The sequence below is a fragment of the Streptomyces eurocidicus genome, assembly GCF_002891295.1.
GTDB lineage: Bacteria > Actinomycetota > Actinomycetes > Streptomycetales > Streptomycetaceae > Streptomyces > Streptomyces eurocidicus.
In genome coordinates this window covers 243980-258388 of sequence record NZ_LGUI01000002.1, presented here as the reverse complement: position 1 = coordinate 258388, position 14409 = coordinate 243980, and the positions used below count along the sequence as shown (strand labels likewise).

Annotated in this window: 10 protein-coding genes; 3 read left to right on the top strand and 7 right to left on the bottom strand. The window is 72.7% G+C overall.

All coding sequences use genetic code 11. From position 1 onward, the window contains the following. Positions 1 to 119: 119 nt before the first annotated feature. The 4 genes from AF335_RS06095 to AF335_RS06080 form a co-directional block, all read right to left on the bottom strand. Positions 120 to 671: an ATP-binding protein gene (locus tag AF335_RS06095; RefSeq protein WP_170127607.1), complete on the bottom strand. Its 552-nt coding sequence runs from the start codon at positions 669 to 671 to the stop codon at positions 120 to 122. A 386-nt stretch (positions 672 to 1057) separates the two neighbouring features. Then, positions 1058 to 1708, bottom strand: coding sequence for a DUF4360 domain-containing protein (locus AF335_RS06090; protein WP_102917249.1), 651 nt, complete (start codon positions 1706 to 1708; stop codon positions 1058 to 1060). A gap of 408 nt (positions 1709 to 2116) precedes the next feature. After that, positions 2117 to 4132 (bottom strand): ABC transporter ATP-binding protein, encoded by a 2016-nt coding sequence (locus AF335_RS06085; protein ID WP_228773004.1) that lies wholly within the window; start codon positions 4130 to 4132, stop codon positions 2117 to 2119. A 549-nt stretch (positions 4133 to 4681) separates the two neighbouring features. Further along, positions 4682 to 5620, bottom strand: coding sequence for a D-alanyl-D-alanine carboxypeptidase family protein (locus AF335_RS06080; RefSeq protein WP_102917248.1), 939 nt, complete (start codon positions 5618 to 5620; stop codon positions 4682 to 4684). Positions 5621 to 6213: 593 nt separating this feature from the next. Here AF335_RS06080 and ccrA point away from each other — a divergent pair. Beyond that, complete coding sequence (gene ccrA, locus AF335_RS06075) at positions 6214 to 7575, top strand: crotonyl-CoA carboxylase/reductase (RefSeq protein WP_102917247.1); 1362 nt, start codon at positions 6214 to 6216, stop codon at positions 7573 to 7575. 86 nt (positions 7576 to 7661) lie between these two features. On the opposite strand, the gene AF335_RS06070 is transcribed toward ccrA, so the two are convergent. The 3 genes from AF335_RS06070 to AF335_RS06060 form a co-directional block, all read right to left on the bottom strand. Beyond that, the gene (locus AF335_RS06070) at positions 7662 to 10379 is read right to left on the bottom strand and encodes a helix-turn-helix transcriptional regulator (protein ID WP_146045445.1); all 2718 of its coding nucleotides are present in this window, start codon (positions 10377 to 10379) and stop codon (positions 7662 to 7664) included. A gap of 520 nt (positions 10380 to 10899) precedes the next feature. Then, a complete protein-coding gene (locus AF335_RS06065; protein ID WP_102917245.1) occupies positions 10900 to 11667 on the bottom strand; it encodes a CbtA family protein in 768 nt (255 codons plus the stop codon). Positions 11668 to 11687: 20 nt separating this feature from the next. Continuing rightward, positions 11688 to 11912 carry a CbtB domain-containing protein gene (locus AF335_RS06060; RefSeq protein ID WP_102917244.1) on the bottom strand — a complete coding sequence of 75 codons (225 nt, stop codon included), beginning with the start codon at positions 11910 to 11912 and terminating at the stop codon, positions 11688 to 11690. Between the two features lie 329 nt (positions 11913 to 12241). Between AF335_RS06060 and AF335_RS06055 the strand changes: the two genes are divergently transcribed. Both AF335_RS06055 and AF335_RS06050 read left to right on the top strand, forming a co-directional pair. Next, a complete protein-coding gene (locus AF335_RS06055) occupies positions 12242 to 12808 on the top strand; it encodes a histidine phosphatase family protein (protein ID WP_102917243.1) in 567 nt (188 codons plus the stop codon). Between the two features lie 140 nt (positions 12809 to 12948). Further along, a complete protein-coding gene (locus AF335_RS06050) occupies positions 12949 to 14349 on the top strand; it encodes a short-chain fatty acyl-CoA regulator family protein (RefSeq protein WP_102917863.1) in 1401 nt (466 codons plus the stop codon). The last annotated feature ends 60 nt before the right edge of the window (positions 14350 to 14409 follow it).

Sequence of the window (14409 nt, the reverse complement as noted above, 5' to 3'; positions counted from 1 at the left end):
ACTTCCATGGTCTCTCCGAACCGGCCCACCGCGCAGCCCGCTGCACACAGCGGACGTGCCCGCAACCGGAGGAGGAGCCTGCGGACGGGCCGGTTCGCGGAGGGGGACGGCGGAAGGACCTACGGAAGGGGAAGGGTGAACCAGACGGTCTTGCCGTTGCCGGAGGCGTGGTGGCCCCAGCGGGCGGCGATCTGCTCGACGAGCCACATCCCGCGCCCGTTCTCGCTGTCCGGGTCGGCCTCGCCGCAGTGCGGCAGCCGGCCTCCGGCGTCGGTGACCTGGGCGACGAGGTGGCCCTGGCCCCGGGTGAGGAGGAGCTCGATGCCCGCCGTGCCGGGGACGTGCACGACGGCGTTGGTGACGATCTCCGAGAGGAGCAGCGCGGTGTCGTCCGCCAGCTCGTCCAGTCCCCATTCGGCCAGCAGCCGGGTGGCGAACCTGCGGGCGGCGGAGACGGAGCCGGTGGTCGCGGGCAGCGAGGTGGAGCCGGAGGGGTGGCCGGGCACGGACGGGAGGTGCAGGGCGTGCAGCCTCCTGCGGGCGGGCCGGCTGTGCATGCACAGCGGGATGCCCGGGCCCCAGGGGCCGAGGGGTCGCCGGGGCGGGACGAGCCGGTCGGCGACGGGCTCGGGGGCGCCGGCGGGGGCGCCGACCGCGTGTGCGGCACTCACGGTGTCGCGGCTGATAGCAGGCATGGGGCTCACGTGCGATCGAAGTAGCACGAAGGGCGCTGGGGGCGGGAAGTCTCTCCGACGCCGGTACGGTCCTGCGGGGGTTCGTTCTCGGGCCGTCTTGTCTTCGCGTGGTTCCCCCCACATTCGCGCGCTTTTCGCCAGAGGTCTATACCCCGATGGTCACCGGCGTGCTGCGGAGCGCTATCTCCGCAGGTGGGGCGGGATGAGGCCGGAATAAAGTCCTTCCCGCCCGTAGCGCAGGGCCGGGACACCGGCACCAGGGCACCGGCTCGGGGACGACGGCGCCGGGACGAGCCGGGCGGACCCGCGTCGGCCTGCGGGCCCGCCCGTCGCACCGTTCGTCGCACCGGCCTCTCGGCCGTCTACGGCTTCGGGCACTCCTTCCAGGCCAGGTGGTAGATGGTGTTGATGTCACCGTCGGTGGAGTCCATGGCCATGAAGCTGTTGGTCTTGGTGGGGTCCGAGGTGCCGGCGTTGACCCTCAGTTCGGTGTTGATGTTGAAGTTCCGTCTCTCGCCACAGGGCGCCCAGACGAGCGCGGCCACGTCGACCCGGTCCGTCGACTGCCAGTTGTCCTCGTAGGCGCCCTTGAAGTTGTGGACGATCGGGAGCGTCTGGGAGGAGCCCTGGAAGTAGTACGACGCCTTCTGCTGCCCGGTCGCGCCGGCCTCCAGCTTGGCGTAGCCGCGGTAGTCCGCGCTGGCGATGGCGTAGGTGAAGCCCTGGGGTACGTGCACGACCAGGTTGAGCTGGCAGTTCTTACGGAAGTCCGTCGGCTTGGAGCCCAGGCCCACCTGGGCCAGGTACTGGCTGTAGGTGACGGTGAAGGCCGTGTTGTCGGGCGAGACGGCCACGGCCGCGGTGTTGATGGGACACCCCGAACCGTTGACGGACGCGACCTCGATCACGATCTTGTCCGGTGGAGGGTTGACGATCACCGATGCGTCGAACGTGGACATCGGCGTGGCGAACAGGGCCGCGATCGCGGCACCCGCGAAAAGACCGCCGGGCATGGTGTCTCCTATCCATGGTCCTGGGAACGAGCGACTGGGTGCGGGCCGGGTGCCGGGAGCGAGCGCCTCCCGGTGGGTGAAGGCGCGACATTTGAAGTCATGCCCATGACAATGAACTCTCCAACGGCCCGTGGGACGGGGAGCGTTCGAATCGTAGGAGGCGCCATCCCGGTCCGCCAGAGCATGGGCAGGTCATCCCCGCCGTTGGCTCGTAATGACGCCTCCCACCTCCGTCATTTGGCGGAGAGCTCGGGGAACGCGTGACTCAAGTGGACACAGAGCATGGAGATGAGCACTGCGGCCATGATTACCCCTACGCATCCGAAGACGTCGCGCAAGGTGCTCGCCAGCGGTCCCATCGGTTCGGGAGGCAGTTCCTTCGGGCCCTTCGGGGCAACCCGGCCGCCGTCAGGTCTGGACGGGCTGTGCATGAGAAGAACCGTTGCGCCGTGCGCGGTCGGGGGTCGTCCGGGCCTCGGCGGCTTCGGGACAAGGGGACAGGGCGGTGCCGACGCCGTACTGGGCGGCCTGGAGCTCGTACATCGAGCGGTACAGACCGCCTTCGACGGCCATCAGCTCCTGGTGCGTGCCCTTGCCCACCAGGCGGCCCCGGTCGAGGACGTAGATGAGGTCGGCCGTCGCGGTCGCGGCGAGGCGGTGGGTGATCAGCAGTACGGTCGTGCCGTCGTCGGCGAGCGAGCGCAGCGAGCGGAACGCCTCGGCCTCGGCCTTCGGGTCGAGCGCGGAGGTGGGCTCGTCCACGATGAGCAGCGGTGCGCGGCGGTAGCGGGCACGGGCGCTGCCGAGTCGCTGCCACTGCCCGCCGGAGATCTGGGTGCCGCGCTCGAAGCCCTTGAGCACCAGGCTGTCCCAGGTGTACGGGAGGGAGGTGACGACGTCGGTGGCGTCGGCCTCGGCGGCGGCGCGGTCGATGCGGGTCTGGTCCAGCGGCTGCCCGGGGCGGCCGATGTGGATGTTGGCGCGGGCCGTCATGGGCCAGCGGGGGAAGTCCTGGGAGAGCACGGCGACCCGGTCGAAGAGCTGGTCGCGGTCGCCGTCCCGGACGTCCACGCCGTTCCACGACAGCCGCCCGGAGGTGGGCAGATAGAGCCCGGCGACCAGCTTGGACAGGGTGGTCTTGCCGGAGCCGTTGGCGCCGACGAGGGCGACGACCTTCCCGGACGGGATGACGAGGGTGACGTCGTGCAGGGCGACGGCGGAGGCGTCGGGGTAGGCGAAGGTCACATGGTCCAGGCGGATCTCCTCCGCCCCGCCCGCGAGCGGGGTGCCGCCCGTGGGGATGGCCTGCCGCTCGGCGGCGCCGCACGCCTCCTCCAGGTCGCTGAGGTACATGGCCTCCTCGTAGAGCCGGTTGACCTGGGTGACCAGGGAGGTGAGGCCGGCGCTGGCGCCCCGGACGGCGATCACGGCCGTGCCGGCGACGGCCAGGGGCATGCCGCCCGAGGCCAGCAGCAGCCACAGCACGCCGTAGGCCGCGACGGCGGCGAGCCCGGACAGGGCGGAGGAGGCGCTCTGGGTGGCGGCCTGCGCGCGGGCGAGGCGCGACGACTCCCGCTCCATGCTCCGGGACATGTCGTCGTAGGCGTCGACGAGCATCCGGCCGGCGCCGTGCACCCGGATCTCGGCGGCGCAGTCCTGGGCGGTGAGCGTGGAGGTGATCACCGAGATGGCACGCCGGTGCTCGATCCAGGCGTGCCGCGAGGCGTACTGCCGCCGCGCGGAGACGACGGCGCCCCAGCCCTTGGGGGCGGCGATCAGCAGCAGCATGCCGACCAGCGCCGGGTGCAGCAGCAGCAGGACGCCGGCGGCGGCGAGCAGTCCGATCAGGGCGTTGACCACGGTCACCGAGGAGCTGAGCATCATCCGCACGGAGTCCGTGCCGAAGCGGCCGGCGTCGAGGAGGCGGTGGAACTCCTTGTCCTCCAGCGCCGCGAGCTCCACGCGGACCGCCGCGCGGTAGAAGCGGGCGGTGCACGCCCGCTCCACCTTGGGCTCCAGCTGCCCGGCGGCGGCGACGGAGACGCACGACAGCAGGGCGGAGACGGCGGCGACGGAGGTGACGCCCAGCAGCGCCGGAAGGGCGTGGCCCAGCCGTTCGGGTGTGGGCCCGGCGGAGAACAGGGCGACGAGCGCGCGGTTGGTGGCGACCAGGCCGAAGGCCCGCGCCAGCCCCTGCCCCAGCTCGGCGCCCAGGAGCGCGAGCAGCGCGGCGGGGTCCTCGCGCCAGGCGGCGCGCCCCACGGTGGCGACCATCGCGGGGAACCGGCGCGCCATGGCCCAGAACGTCATCCGCAGCAGCGGCCGTTCATGGGTGACATAGGGGCGCTCGAACCGCAAGGGGCCGCCGAACAGCAGGAGTTCGCTGGCGGATACGGGGATGTCATGGGCGGCCCGCCGCCCCAGGAGCGTCACCGAGCCCCCGGTCCCGCGCCCGCGGTGACGGTGACCGGGAGCTCCGGTGTCACGACCCCCGGGCCCCGGGGGGCGCTGACTCGTGGCTCTTTTCGGGCGGACATGGCGCCTCCAGGGGTCGTCGGACGAAGTGAGTGGGTGCGCTCCCGTTCTCGGGCAGGGGTAGGGCCCAGGGGCGCGCGGAAGCCGCTGGTCGCGGCGGCGCGCCGAAGGAGGAGGAGTCGGGCTCGGGGTGGTGAACGGTCTCCGGGGGGACGGTGATCCAGTCCGATACCGTCGGCGAACGCAGCGGCCCGGCGCCCGTTTCCGGACAGGAAGGACTCTATCTCCCCCCGCACACGGGGCAGTTCGGCATCCCCCAGTTACCTGCTGACGGTTCACTCGTTCAGGTATAAATCGAGCCCGGACCCTTTTCGGGGTCCGGGCTCGCGGCGGAGGCGTGGAATGATCACCTCCAGGCCGGTCGTCCTCGCGTGGCCGTATACCGTCGCGCGCGGATTTCGTCCGGCCCGCACGCGACGGCCGACTCGGCCCTCGGGCTCAGTCCTCGCGCGAGAACTCCGGGAGCTGACGGAGCTTCAGCGGAGTGTGCTTCCCGTACGCGAAGTCCAGCATCCTGGCCGCGTCGGGGTAGCGGCGGTCGAAGGAGTCGTTCAGGACGACGCCGATCACGGTCCGGCCGCCGCGCTGCGCGGCGAAGACCAGGCAGGGCCCGGCGCCCGAGGTGGTGCCGGTCTTGACCCCGATCACATCGCGGTAGGAGCCGAGCAGCTTGTTCGTGTTGTACCAGGTGTAGAGGCGGTTGACGTTGACGGCCTTCTGCTGGGTGCTCATCGCGCCGATCACCTGCCGGAAGGTCCGGTCGCGCAGCGCGTGCCGGGCGAGCTGCGCCAGGTCGCGCGGCGTGGTGTAGCTGCCACCGTGGGACGAGATGCCGTCGAACGAGTCGTACCGGGTGTCGCGCAGCCCCAGCTGCGCCGCCCGCTGATTCATCCTGCCGATGAACGACTTGGTGCGCTCGGCCTCGCTGTCCCCGGTGCCGAAGGAATCGGCGAGGGCGTACGCGGCGTCGCAGCCGGAGGGCAGCATCAGCGCGTACAGCAGCTGGCGGACCGTGAGCTTGTCGCCGGTCCGGAGGTCGGCGGTGCTGGCCTCGGTGCGCGTGACGTAGTCGCGGTAGACCTGCTTGACGGCGACGGGCCGATCGAGGTCCACGCCGGGGGTGTCGAGCACCACCACGGCCGTCATGATCTTGGTGGTGCTCGCCATCTGCCGTCTGACGTCGGGGGCCTTGGACCACAAGGCCCGGTTGGCGCCGCCGTCGAGCAGGTACGCGCCCTTCGCGGCGACTCCCGACGGGCCGTGCGCGGCCTCGGCCACGGGCGCCGGGAGGGCGGCGAGGGCCGTGGCGGCCGCCGCCGTCAGCAACGCTCCCCAGCGGCTCCACTTGCCGGCCGGTGCTCCCCCAGATCGCTGCATACAGGCTCCATTTCCTCGCGGTTCGGGTCAGGGAGAGCGCATCGTCGCACCCGTCCCGGCCCGGCGGGAAATCCGAACCACTAATGGATGAGCGGGACTTCAGGGGCTGACGGGGAGGGGGGTGACGTACGGGCGGCGCGGCGCGGGTGTACCGTCACAGCCCGGCCACGCGGGGGATCGCCCTCCGCGGTCCGGCCTTCTTCTCCGGGACGGGATCCACGACGCCCCGGCGCCCCTCGGACGCGATCACCGGCATTTACGGGGATTCAATTCCGGCGACATCGAAAAGACCCGGGAATTCATCGCCCCGGATGTCGTGACCGCCCGGCCGGGCACGTCCGGAGACGCGGAGCGCCCGCCCGGTACTCCGCCCGGCCGGGAGAGCGGGCTCGCGGTAGGGAAGTTGACACAGTCCGCCTTCTTGCGGACGCCGTCGCGTCGAGACCTTCGAAATACTTATGCCGAACATGGGTCGTGTGCAGAATGGGAAGATCGTCGAGCAACGGACCGCCGGTAACAACGTCATGATGCCGGCCCGGCTCGGCCTGAAGGCTCCCCCATGGGCGTATAGGCACGCCGCACGAGGACATCCGATGCAGGAAATAGCCAGGGCCTTGGTATCCGGCGAAGCGGCAGCGGCCGATATCGCCGCCCTCCGTTTACCCGAGAGCTACCGGGGCGTGGTCGTCCGCAAGGAGGACGTCGGGCTCTTCGAGGGTATGGCCTCCGCCGACAAGGACCCGCGCAAGTCGCTGCGCGTGGAGGAGGTGCCGGTGCCCGAACTCGGGCCCGGTGAGGCGCTGGTGGCCGTGATGGCCAGCTCCGTGAACTACAACACCGTGTGGACCTCGATCTTCGAGCCGCTGCCCACCTTCGGGTTCCTGGAGCGCTACGGCCGCACCTCGCCCCTCGCCAAGCGCCACGACCTCCCGTACCACGTCATCGGCTCCGACCTCGCGGGCGTCGTCCTGCGCACCGGCCCCGGCGTCAACGCCTGGAAGCCCGGTGACGAGGTCGTCGCGCACTGCCTGTCCGTGGAACTGGAGAGCGCCGACGGCCACGACGACACCATGCTCGACCCCGAGCAGCGGATCTGGGGCTTCGAGACCAACTTCGGCGGTCTCGCCGAGATCGCCCTCGTCAAGTCCAACCAGCTGATGCCCAAGGCCAAGCACCTGACCTGGGAAGAGGCCGCCGCACCGGGACTGGTCAACTCCACCGCGTACCGGCAGCTGGTCTCCCGCAACGGCGCCGGAATGAAACAGGGCGACAACGTCCTCATCTGGGGCGCCAGCGGCGGACTCGGCTCCTACGCCACCCAGTTCGCCCTGGCGGGCGGCGCCAACCCGATCTGCGTGGTCTCCAGCCCCCAGAAAGCCGACATCTGCCGCAGGATGGGCGCCGAGGCCATCATCGACCGCACCGCCGAGGACTACCGGTTCTGGAGCGACGAACACACCCAGAACCCCCGCGAATGGAAGCGCTTCGGCACCCGCATCCGCGAACTCACCGGCGGCGAAGACCCCGACATCGTCTTCGAACACCCCGGCCGCGAGACCTTCGGCGCCTCCGTCTACGTCGCCCGCAAGGGCGGCACCGTCGTCACCTGCGCCTCCACCAGCGGCTACAACCACGAGTACGACAACCGCTACCTGTGGATGTCCCTGAAGAAGATCGTCGGCTCCCACTTCGCCAACTACCGCGAGGCATGGGAGGCCAACCGGCTGCTCGCCAAGGGGAAGATCCACCCCACGCTGTCCAAGACGTACCGCCTGGAGGAGACCGGCCAGGCCGCCTACGACGTCCACCGCAACCTCCACCAGGGCAAGGTCGGCGTGCTCGCCCTCGCCCCCGAGGAGGGGCTCGGCGTCCGTGACCACGAGCTCCGCGCCCGGCACCGGGAGGCCATCGACCGCTTCCGCGTGCCCGGCGCCGAGCCGGCGGACACCGCCTGACGAGTCGCCCCGTTCGGCATGGGCCCGCGGCCCGGCAGCGTCGCCCGAGCGTCCCCGGAGCCGCCGGCTCCGGGGGCGCTCCCCGGCTACAGGTCCATCGGAAGTTGATGGCGGCGGGTGATACGCAGTTTTCGGTAGACGCGCGTCAGATGCTGTTCGACGGTACTGACCGTGATGTAGAGCTGCTCCGATATCTCGCGATTGGTACGGCCGTAGGCGGCGAGCGAGGCCACACGGTGTTCCGCCCTGGTGAGTCCGACGGCGGGTTCCGGGACCGCGGGCTCCCGGGGTACGGGTTCCGCCCGGCGGCCCGGGGCGACGCGGCGGCACAGGGGTTCCGCGCCGCATTCCCGGGCGATGTGCCAGGCGCGGCGGCGGGCGAGTTCCGCGCGCAGGGGATCGCCGAGTTCCTGATAGGCGTCGCGGAGGTCGGCGAGGGCCTTCGCGGCCTCCAGCCGGTCGTGGGCGAAGTGGAGATCCTCGATGGACATGCGGAGGAGTTCGGGCCGCCGGGAAAGGGGGGCTAGGGCCGCCTCCAGCCGGAGGGTGATACCGCGGACGCGCGCGTTGCCGGGGAAATCCGCGCTGGATTGCGGGGAAAGGAGCTCCGCGGCCTGGACGTGTTCGCCGACGCGCAGCCGGCATTCGGCGGCCTCGGTGCGCCAGGAGACGAGCACGGGGTGGTCGATTCCCCAGCGGCCGGCCAGCCTTCCTGTTTCCAGGAAGTCCGCGAGCGCGGCGCGCGGGCGGTCCGTCGCGAGGTGGAAGAGGCCGCGGGCGCGGAGACGGTCGAGCCAGTGCACGCTCGTGCGCCAGGTCTCCGGGACGGGCCGGTCGATCTGGCGGGCGGCGTCGTCGTAGCGGCCGAGCTCGGTGTAGGCCGTGGCCAGGATGGCGGTGGTGCCGCAGCCCATGACTCCGCCCGCGCGCCCGGGCACCACGGCCAGGGCCCGCTCGACCGAGGTGATCGCGTCCTCCAGCCGCCCCTGGCGCAGGGCTATCAGGCCCTGGACGGTGGCGAACACCGCTTGCCAGCCGGGGATGTCACGGCGGACCGACTCGTCGAGCGAACGCGCGCACCAGGCGGCGGCCTCCTCGACCCGGTCCGCGTGGAGCAGGGCCTTGAGGGCACCGCACACAGGGCCGAGCGTGGCGTCGGTGAGGGTGGCGACCTTGAGGAAGCTCTCGGCGGAGGCGGCCCGGTCCGCCCCGCCCCCGCCGGGCGGAAGGGATCCGGCGGACCCCTGGAGGAGCCGGACGCCGGGGACGCGCTCACCGGCGGGGACGCCGGAGACCGCCGGGACGGTCGCGCGGCCCTCGCCGGGGGACACCACGGCGGGGACGTCGTGGCGCGCCCGCGCCGAGGAGACGTACGGGTGGATGCCGCGCTCCGGGGAGGCGTCCGGGGCCCCGGGGCCGCGGCGGGCGGCGACCTCCAGGGCGTCCTCGACGCGGCCGTGCGCCACGAGGAGCCTGCCGAGCATGGCCAGACCGTCGGAGGACAGCGCTCCGGCGCGCATGGCGGCGAGCAGGCCGGGGAGGTGCCGGCACTCCGCGGCGGCGGGGTCGGTGCGCCACATGACGAGGGCGAGGCGCATCCCGATCTCGATGCGCCGGGACGCGTCGGGGTCCGATTCGTGGGCGAGTTCGAGGCAGTCGACGGCGAACTCCGCGTCGTCCTCGCCGAGGGCGTCCTCGGCGGCGTCGCGCAGGGCGGTCAGTTCCCAGGGTTCGACGGCGCACCGGGCCGCCAGGAGGTGGCGGGCGATCGCCGGGGAGCCGGCCCCGTCCGTGTGGAGGACGGCGGCGGCCCTGCGGTGGAGGGCGGTGCGGCGGGCGGGTGCCATGCCGGCCTCGACCGTGGCGGCGGCGGAGCGGTGCCGGAAGCGGGTGCCGTCGAGGACCCCGGCGGCCCTGAGCGCCCGGAGGTTCCGGTCGAGGGACGCGGCGGGCCGGTCGAGCATCCGGGCGAGCAGGTCGGGGCGGCCTTCGTCGCCGAGGACGGCGAGGGCGTGGCCGATCTCCAGGGCCGTGGCTCCGCCGCGGTGGAGACAGGCGAGGAGGGCCTGTCCGTAGCGCCCGCCCACCAGGGGTTCGCCGCAGGCATCCGCCGGGCCCGCCCCGGTGACCGGGCACTCTTCGAGGAGTGCCCGCAGGAGCCGGGGGTTGCCGGCGGCTACGGAGTGCAGGCGCGCGACGAGGACGGCGTCGTGGGGGTCGCCGCCGTGGGCGGCGAGGAGCTCGGCGGTGCCCTGTTCGGTGAGCGGACCGAGGCGGATGTACAGGATGTCGGAGCGGTGCGGCAACTCCGGTTCACTCGACGGGTCCTGGTGGGGCAGGTGAAGGCCGTCGGTGAGGACGAGGAGGAGGCGGGCCGGGCGGAGCCGGCCCGCGAGCCGGAGGAGGTGGTGCGGGGAGCGGATGCCACCGTCCCGGGCGTCGTCCACGCAGACGACGACGGGTGGGGTCGCCGCCGTCCGGTGGAGAGTCGCGAGGGTCGCGAGGAAGTCGTGCTCGGTGGGGGGCCGGGCCGGACCGGGGCCGTCGTGTCCCGTCCGGTCCGCGAGCCGGTGCGGCAGGGCGAAGGGCCGCGCGTCGGTGGCACGCGGCCCGCCGGCCCTGAGCACCACGGCGCCGCGGGCGGCGGCGTATTCGGCGAAGGTGTCCAGGAGTTCGCTCTTTCCGCAGCCGACGCCGCCTTCCACGACGACCGTCCTGGACCGTCCGGCCGCGCACTCGGTGAGCGCGGCCGCGAGAAGGCCGAGTTCCTTTTCACGGTTGACCAGTATCATCTGGAGTGACACGCCCTCGTAAAGTTCAGCAGACGGACCTTCTCGGGATGAATTCCCGGATTTCCGGGTCTCCGGCGGCCGATGCCGAGGGTGCCGAGGGGCCCACGGCGAAAAAGGGGCCGGCGGAACGCGAAAGGGACCGCACTCGCGGAGACCGTGGCGGAGAACGGCCCGACGGGGCCTCGCGCCAGGGGATTTACCGGCTCTGAAGGATTCCGCGCCACTGTCCCGGGCGACACGTCGGCCACCTGACGTGACGTAGGGTCATCCGACCGTCCATGCACACCCCACCGCTCCCCCGCCCCCAAGCGCAGCGCGCGTGTCGGGCGTTCAGGCTAGCGCCTCCGCCCGCCCCGGTGCGAGACCGGCAGGAAGCCATCGCCATCGGTTCGCCGCGATGCCATTGCGATTCGACGATCCGTCAAAGTCATTGACTGTAAGGCGAGTTGTCGACTACAGAGGCGTGGTAGGAGCGGAGACGTGAGAGCCCGCCCGGTGGCTCCGGGCGGGCTCTCACGTGGGAGGGGTAGATTCAGCGCGTCGGCGCGGCCGCCGACGCGGTCGTCCCGGCGCGGGATCCGGTCGCGGCCCGGGGGGTGAGGAGCCGCTCGGCGAGGTGGCCGAAGACGAGGCCGAAGCCGGTCCACAGGGCGAGTTGCATGGCGAGGGCGGAGAGCCTGAAGCGCCAGAGCACCGTGGCGGAGAAGCCCTCGGGGACTTCGTTGACAGCGGGCAGGAAGGCGTAGGCGAGGCCGACCGCGACGAGGAAGCCGGCGGCCGCCGCGACGGTGGCGTACCAGGCGCCGAGGCGGGGCGCGAGCCGCTTGCCGAGGACGACCGCGCCCACGGCCAGGAGGACGCTGAGCGCGATCATCAGGAAGTAGAGCGTGGTGCGCTTGGCGATGGTGTCGGGGTCGCCGACGGCCGGGGGGTTCGCCGGATACTTCAGGAACGGCACCACATAGACGGACAGGAGCGCGCCGAGGGAGACCAGGGAGGCCGTCGCGCGGGGGCCGAACCGGCCGACGCGGCCGAGCGCGACGCAGAAGGCCAGGGCGGCGACGCCACCGAGCGCGACGCCGTAGACGAGGACGCCGGTGGCGAGGCCGGCCGTGGACTGCAGGGCGCGGCTGACGGCCTCCTCGCCGCCGTGCTCATGGCTGTGCGCCTCCTCGAAGGCGATGGCGGAGTCCACTTGGGGCTCGCCCAGCAGATAGGCGACGATCAGGGCGAGGACGCCGGCGGCGAGGCCGGCGAGCATACCGCGGACGAGCAGGGCTCTCACGGAGACGGAGTTCATGTGTCGGTACCCCTGGATCGTCAGTGGCAGGGGAAGCCGAGCAGGTGGCGCCCGTCGTGGAGCCACTCGTGGACGTTCTCGCCGGAGACGAGCGAGGTGGCGCCCTGTTCGGCGCCGACGAAGTAGATCAGGACCAGCATGAGGATCCCGCCGAAGACGGCCCAGGGGGCGATCTCCTTCAACGAGATGGGGGTGACCTCGGGTATGACGGGCGAGCTGGTCGCGGGAGCGGCTGACTGTGCCATGGCGGAACCTCCTGGGGGAACACGCGTCCCATGTCGGGGCCAGGACGACGGTGCCGGGTCTGACTTCCCGGCCCGGGCACGCCGGAGGGCGCGCGGGCCGGTGACACAGTGGCGCGACCGTACCGGATTCTCACCGGGATTCCGTCACACCGTCGTCATTGCCACGCGACCGTACCGCGCGCCGGACCCGCGCGCCACGGCGTGCGGATGCGCACCCCAGCGCACGCTCCCCCGGATGTCCGTGGTCTCCTGACGCGCGGGCGCGCGGGAGCCGGAACGGGCTTGGCGGGCAAGGGAATCACCGGTGAGGCAAGAGGAAGGGAACGACGATGACGGTGCGTGTGACGCTGATCTCAGCCGCGTCCGGGGCGGCGGAGCGGGAGGCGCGGTTCGCCGACGGCCCGCTGGACGAGGCCGCCCGGCGGCGGGCGGCGGACGCGGCGGCGGGCGTACCGGCCGCGGCGCGGGTGTTCTGCGCACCGTCCGTGCGCTGCCGCGAGACGTGCGCGGCGCTCGGCCTGACCCCGGACGCGGGCGCCGGGGCCGCCCCGCACGACCTGGACCCCGGCCGGTGGCGCGGGCGTTCGCTGGCGGAGGTCGGCGCCGAGGAGCCCGAGGCCGTGGCCCGCTGGCTGGCCGACCCCGGTGCCGCGCCGCACGGCGGCGAGTCGGTCCTCGGCCTGGTGGCCCGGGTGGGCGGCTGGCTGGACTCCCTGGTGGCGGACGGCGGGCGGGTGCTGGCGGTGGTGGAACCGGCAGTGGTGCGGGCGGCGGTGGTCCACGGGCTGGGGTTGCCGGGGGAGGCGTTCTGGCGGCTGGATGTGCGGCCGCTGGTGCGTACGGAGTTGTCGGGGCGGGTGGGGCGGTGGAATCTGCGGTGCGGGTCGGCGTTGTGAGGGGTGGTTTTCCCCCTACCCGCCCCTTCCCGAACCGGGGCTCCGCCCCGGACCCCGGTCCTCAGGTGCCGGGGAAAGATCCAATCTTTGCCGCCCGCGCACGCCACTACAGTGCGAGGATGCCCCGGGAGGGCATGGACATGAGCAAGACCTACGCCGGCGCGCGCCTGCGCCGTCTCAGGGAGGAGCGCCGGCTGAGCCAGGCCGAGCTCGCGCGGCAGCTCGCCGTCTCCCCCAGCTACCTCAACCAGATGGAGCACGACGCCCGCCCCCTGACCGTCCCCGTGCTGCTGCGCCTGACCGAGGCGTTCGGCGTGGACGCCGGGTTCTTCTCCGAGCGGGACACCAACCGGTTGCTCGCGGACCTGCGGGAGGCCCTGGCCGACGAGGTGACGGGCGCGAAGGTCTCCCCGGGCGATCTCTCCGAGCTGGCGTCGCGGCTGCCGTCCGTGGCCGAGGTCGTGCTCACCATGGACCGCCGCAACCGCGCGCTGACCGAGCGGCTGGCGGAGCTCGCCGGGGACCGCGAGGGCACCGCGGCGGCCGCGGCCGGGCGCACGCCGCACGAGGAGGTGCGGGAGTTCTTCTACCGGCGGCAGAACTATCTGAACGAACCGGACATGGCCGCCGAGCGGCTCGCGGGCGCGATCGGGGTCCGGCGCGGCGAGGTGCGGCAGGCGCTGGCGGCCCGGCTGGCCGACCGGCACGGGGTGCGGCTGGCCGCAGGCACCGAGGAACTGCACCGCTACGATCCGGCCGCGCGCGTCCTGCACCTGTCACCCCGGCTGCGGCCGGGCCAGCAGGCGTTCCGGATGGCGACGCAGCTCGCGCTCCTGGAGTACGGGCGAGAGCTGTCGGAGCTGGCAGCGGAGGACTTCACGGAGGACTCCCCGGCCTGGTCCACGGCCCGGATCGGGCTGGCCAACTACTTCGCGGCGGCGCTCGTCCTGCCGTACGGCGTCTTCCACGCGGCGGCGGAGGAGCAGCGCTACGACATCGAGCGGCTCGCCGACCACTTCGGGGTGGGGTACGAGACGGTGTGTCACCGGCTCAGCACCCTGCAGCGGCCCCGGGCCCGCGGGGTGCCGTTCTCGTTCGTCCGGGTGGACCGGGCGGGCAACATGTCCAAGCGGCAGTCGGCGACGGGCTTCCACTTCTCCCGCGCGGGCGGCACCTGCCCGCTGTGGAACGTCTACGAGGCGTTCGCCTCGCCGGGCCGGGTCCATGTGCAGCTGGCGGCGATGCCGGACGGGCAGCGCTATCTGTGGACGGCACGGGCCGTCACCCGCTCCCGCGGTGGCTGGGGCGAGCCCGGCAAGACGTTCGCGATCGGGCTGGGCTGCGAGCTGCGGCACGCGCCGCGGCTGGTGTACTCCACGGGTCTGGACCTGGACGACGCGGCGGCGGCGACGCCGATCGGGATGGGCTGCCGGGCGTGCGAGCGGCTGGACTGCCCGCAGCGCGCGGTGCCGCCGCTGGGCCGGCGGCTGGCCGTGGACGAGAACCGTACGACCTTCGTACCGTATCCGGTGGAGCCCTGACCGGGGACCAGGTCCGGGCGGGACGGCTCCGGCGGAGCGTACGACGGACGTACGCCCCCC

Coding starts and splice junctions, on each gene's coding strand:
- AF335_RS06090 (WP_102917249.1), bottom strand. CDS start 1,708: ATGCCCGGCGGTCTTTTCGCGGGTGCCGCGATCGCGGCCCTGTTCGCC.
- AF335_RS06080 (WP_102917248.1), bottom strand. CDS start 5,620: ATGCAGCGATCTGGGGGAGCACCGGCCGGCAAGTGGAGCCGCTGGGGA.
- ccrA (WP_102917247.1), top strand. CDS start 6,214: ATGCAGGAAATAGCCAGGGCCTTGGTATCCGGCGAAGCGGCAGCGGCC.
- AF335_RS06065 (WP_102917245.1), bottom strand. CDS start 11,667: ATGAACTCCGTCTCCGTGAGAGCCCTGCTCGTCCGCGGTATGCTCGCC.
- AF335_RS06060 (WP_102917244.1), bottom strand. CDS start 11,912: ATGGCACAGTCAGCCGCTCCCGCGACCAGCTCGCCCGTCATACCCGAG.
- AF335_RS06055 (WP_102917243.1), top strand. CDS start 12,242: ATGACGGTGCGTGTGACGCTGATCTCAGCCGCGTCCGGGGCGGCGGAG.
- AF335_RS06050 (WP_102917863.1), top strand. CDS start 12,949: ATGAGCAAGACCTACGCCGGCGCGCGCCTGCGCCGTCTCAGGGAGGAG.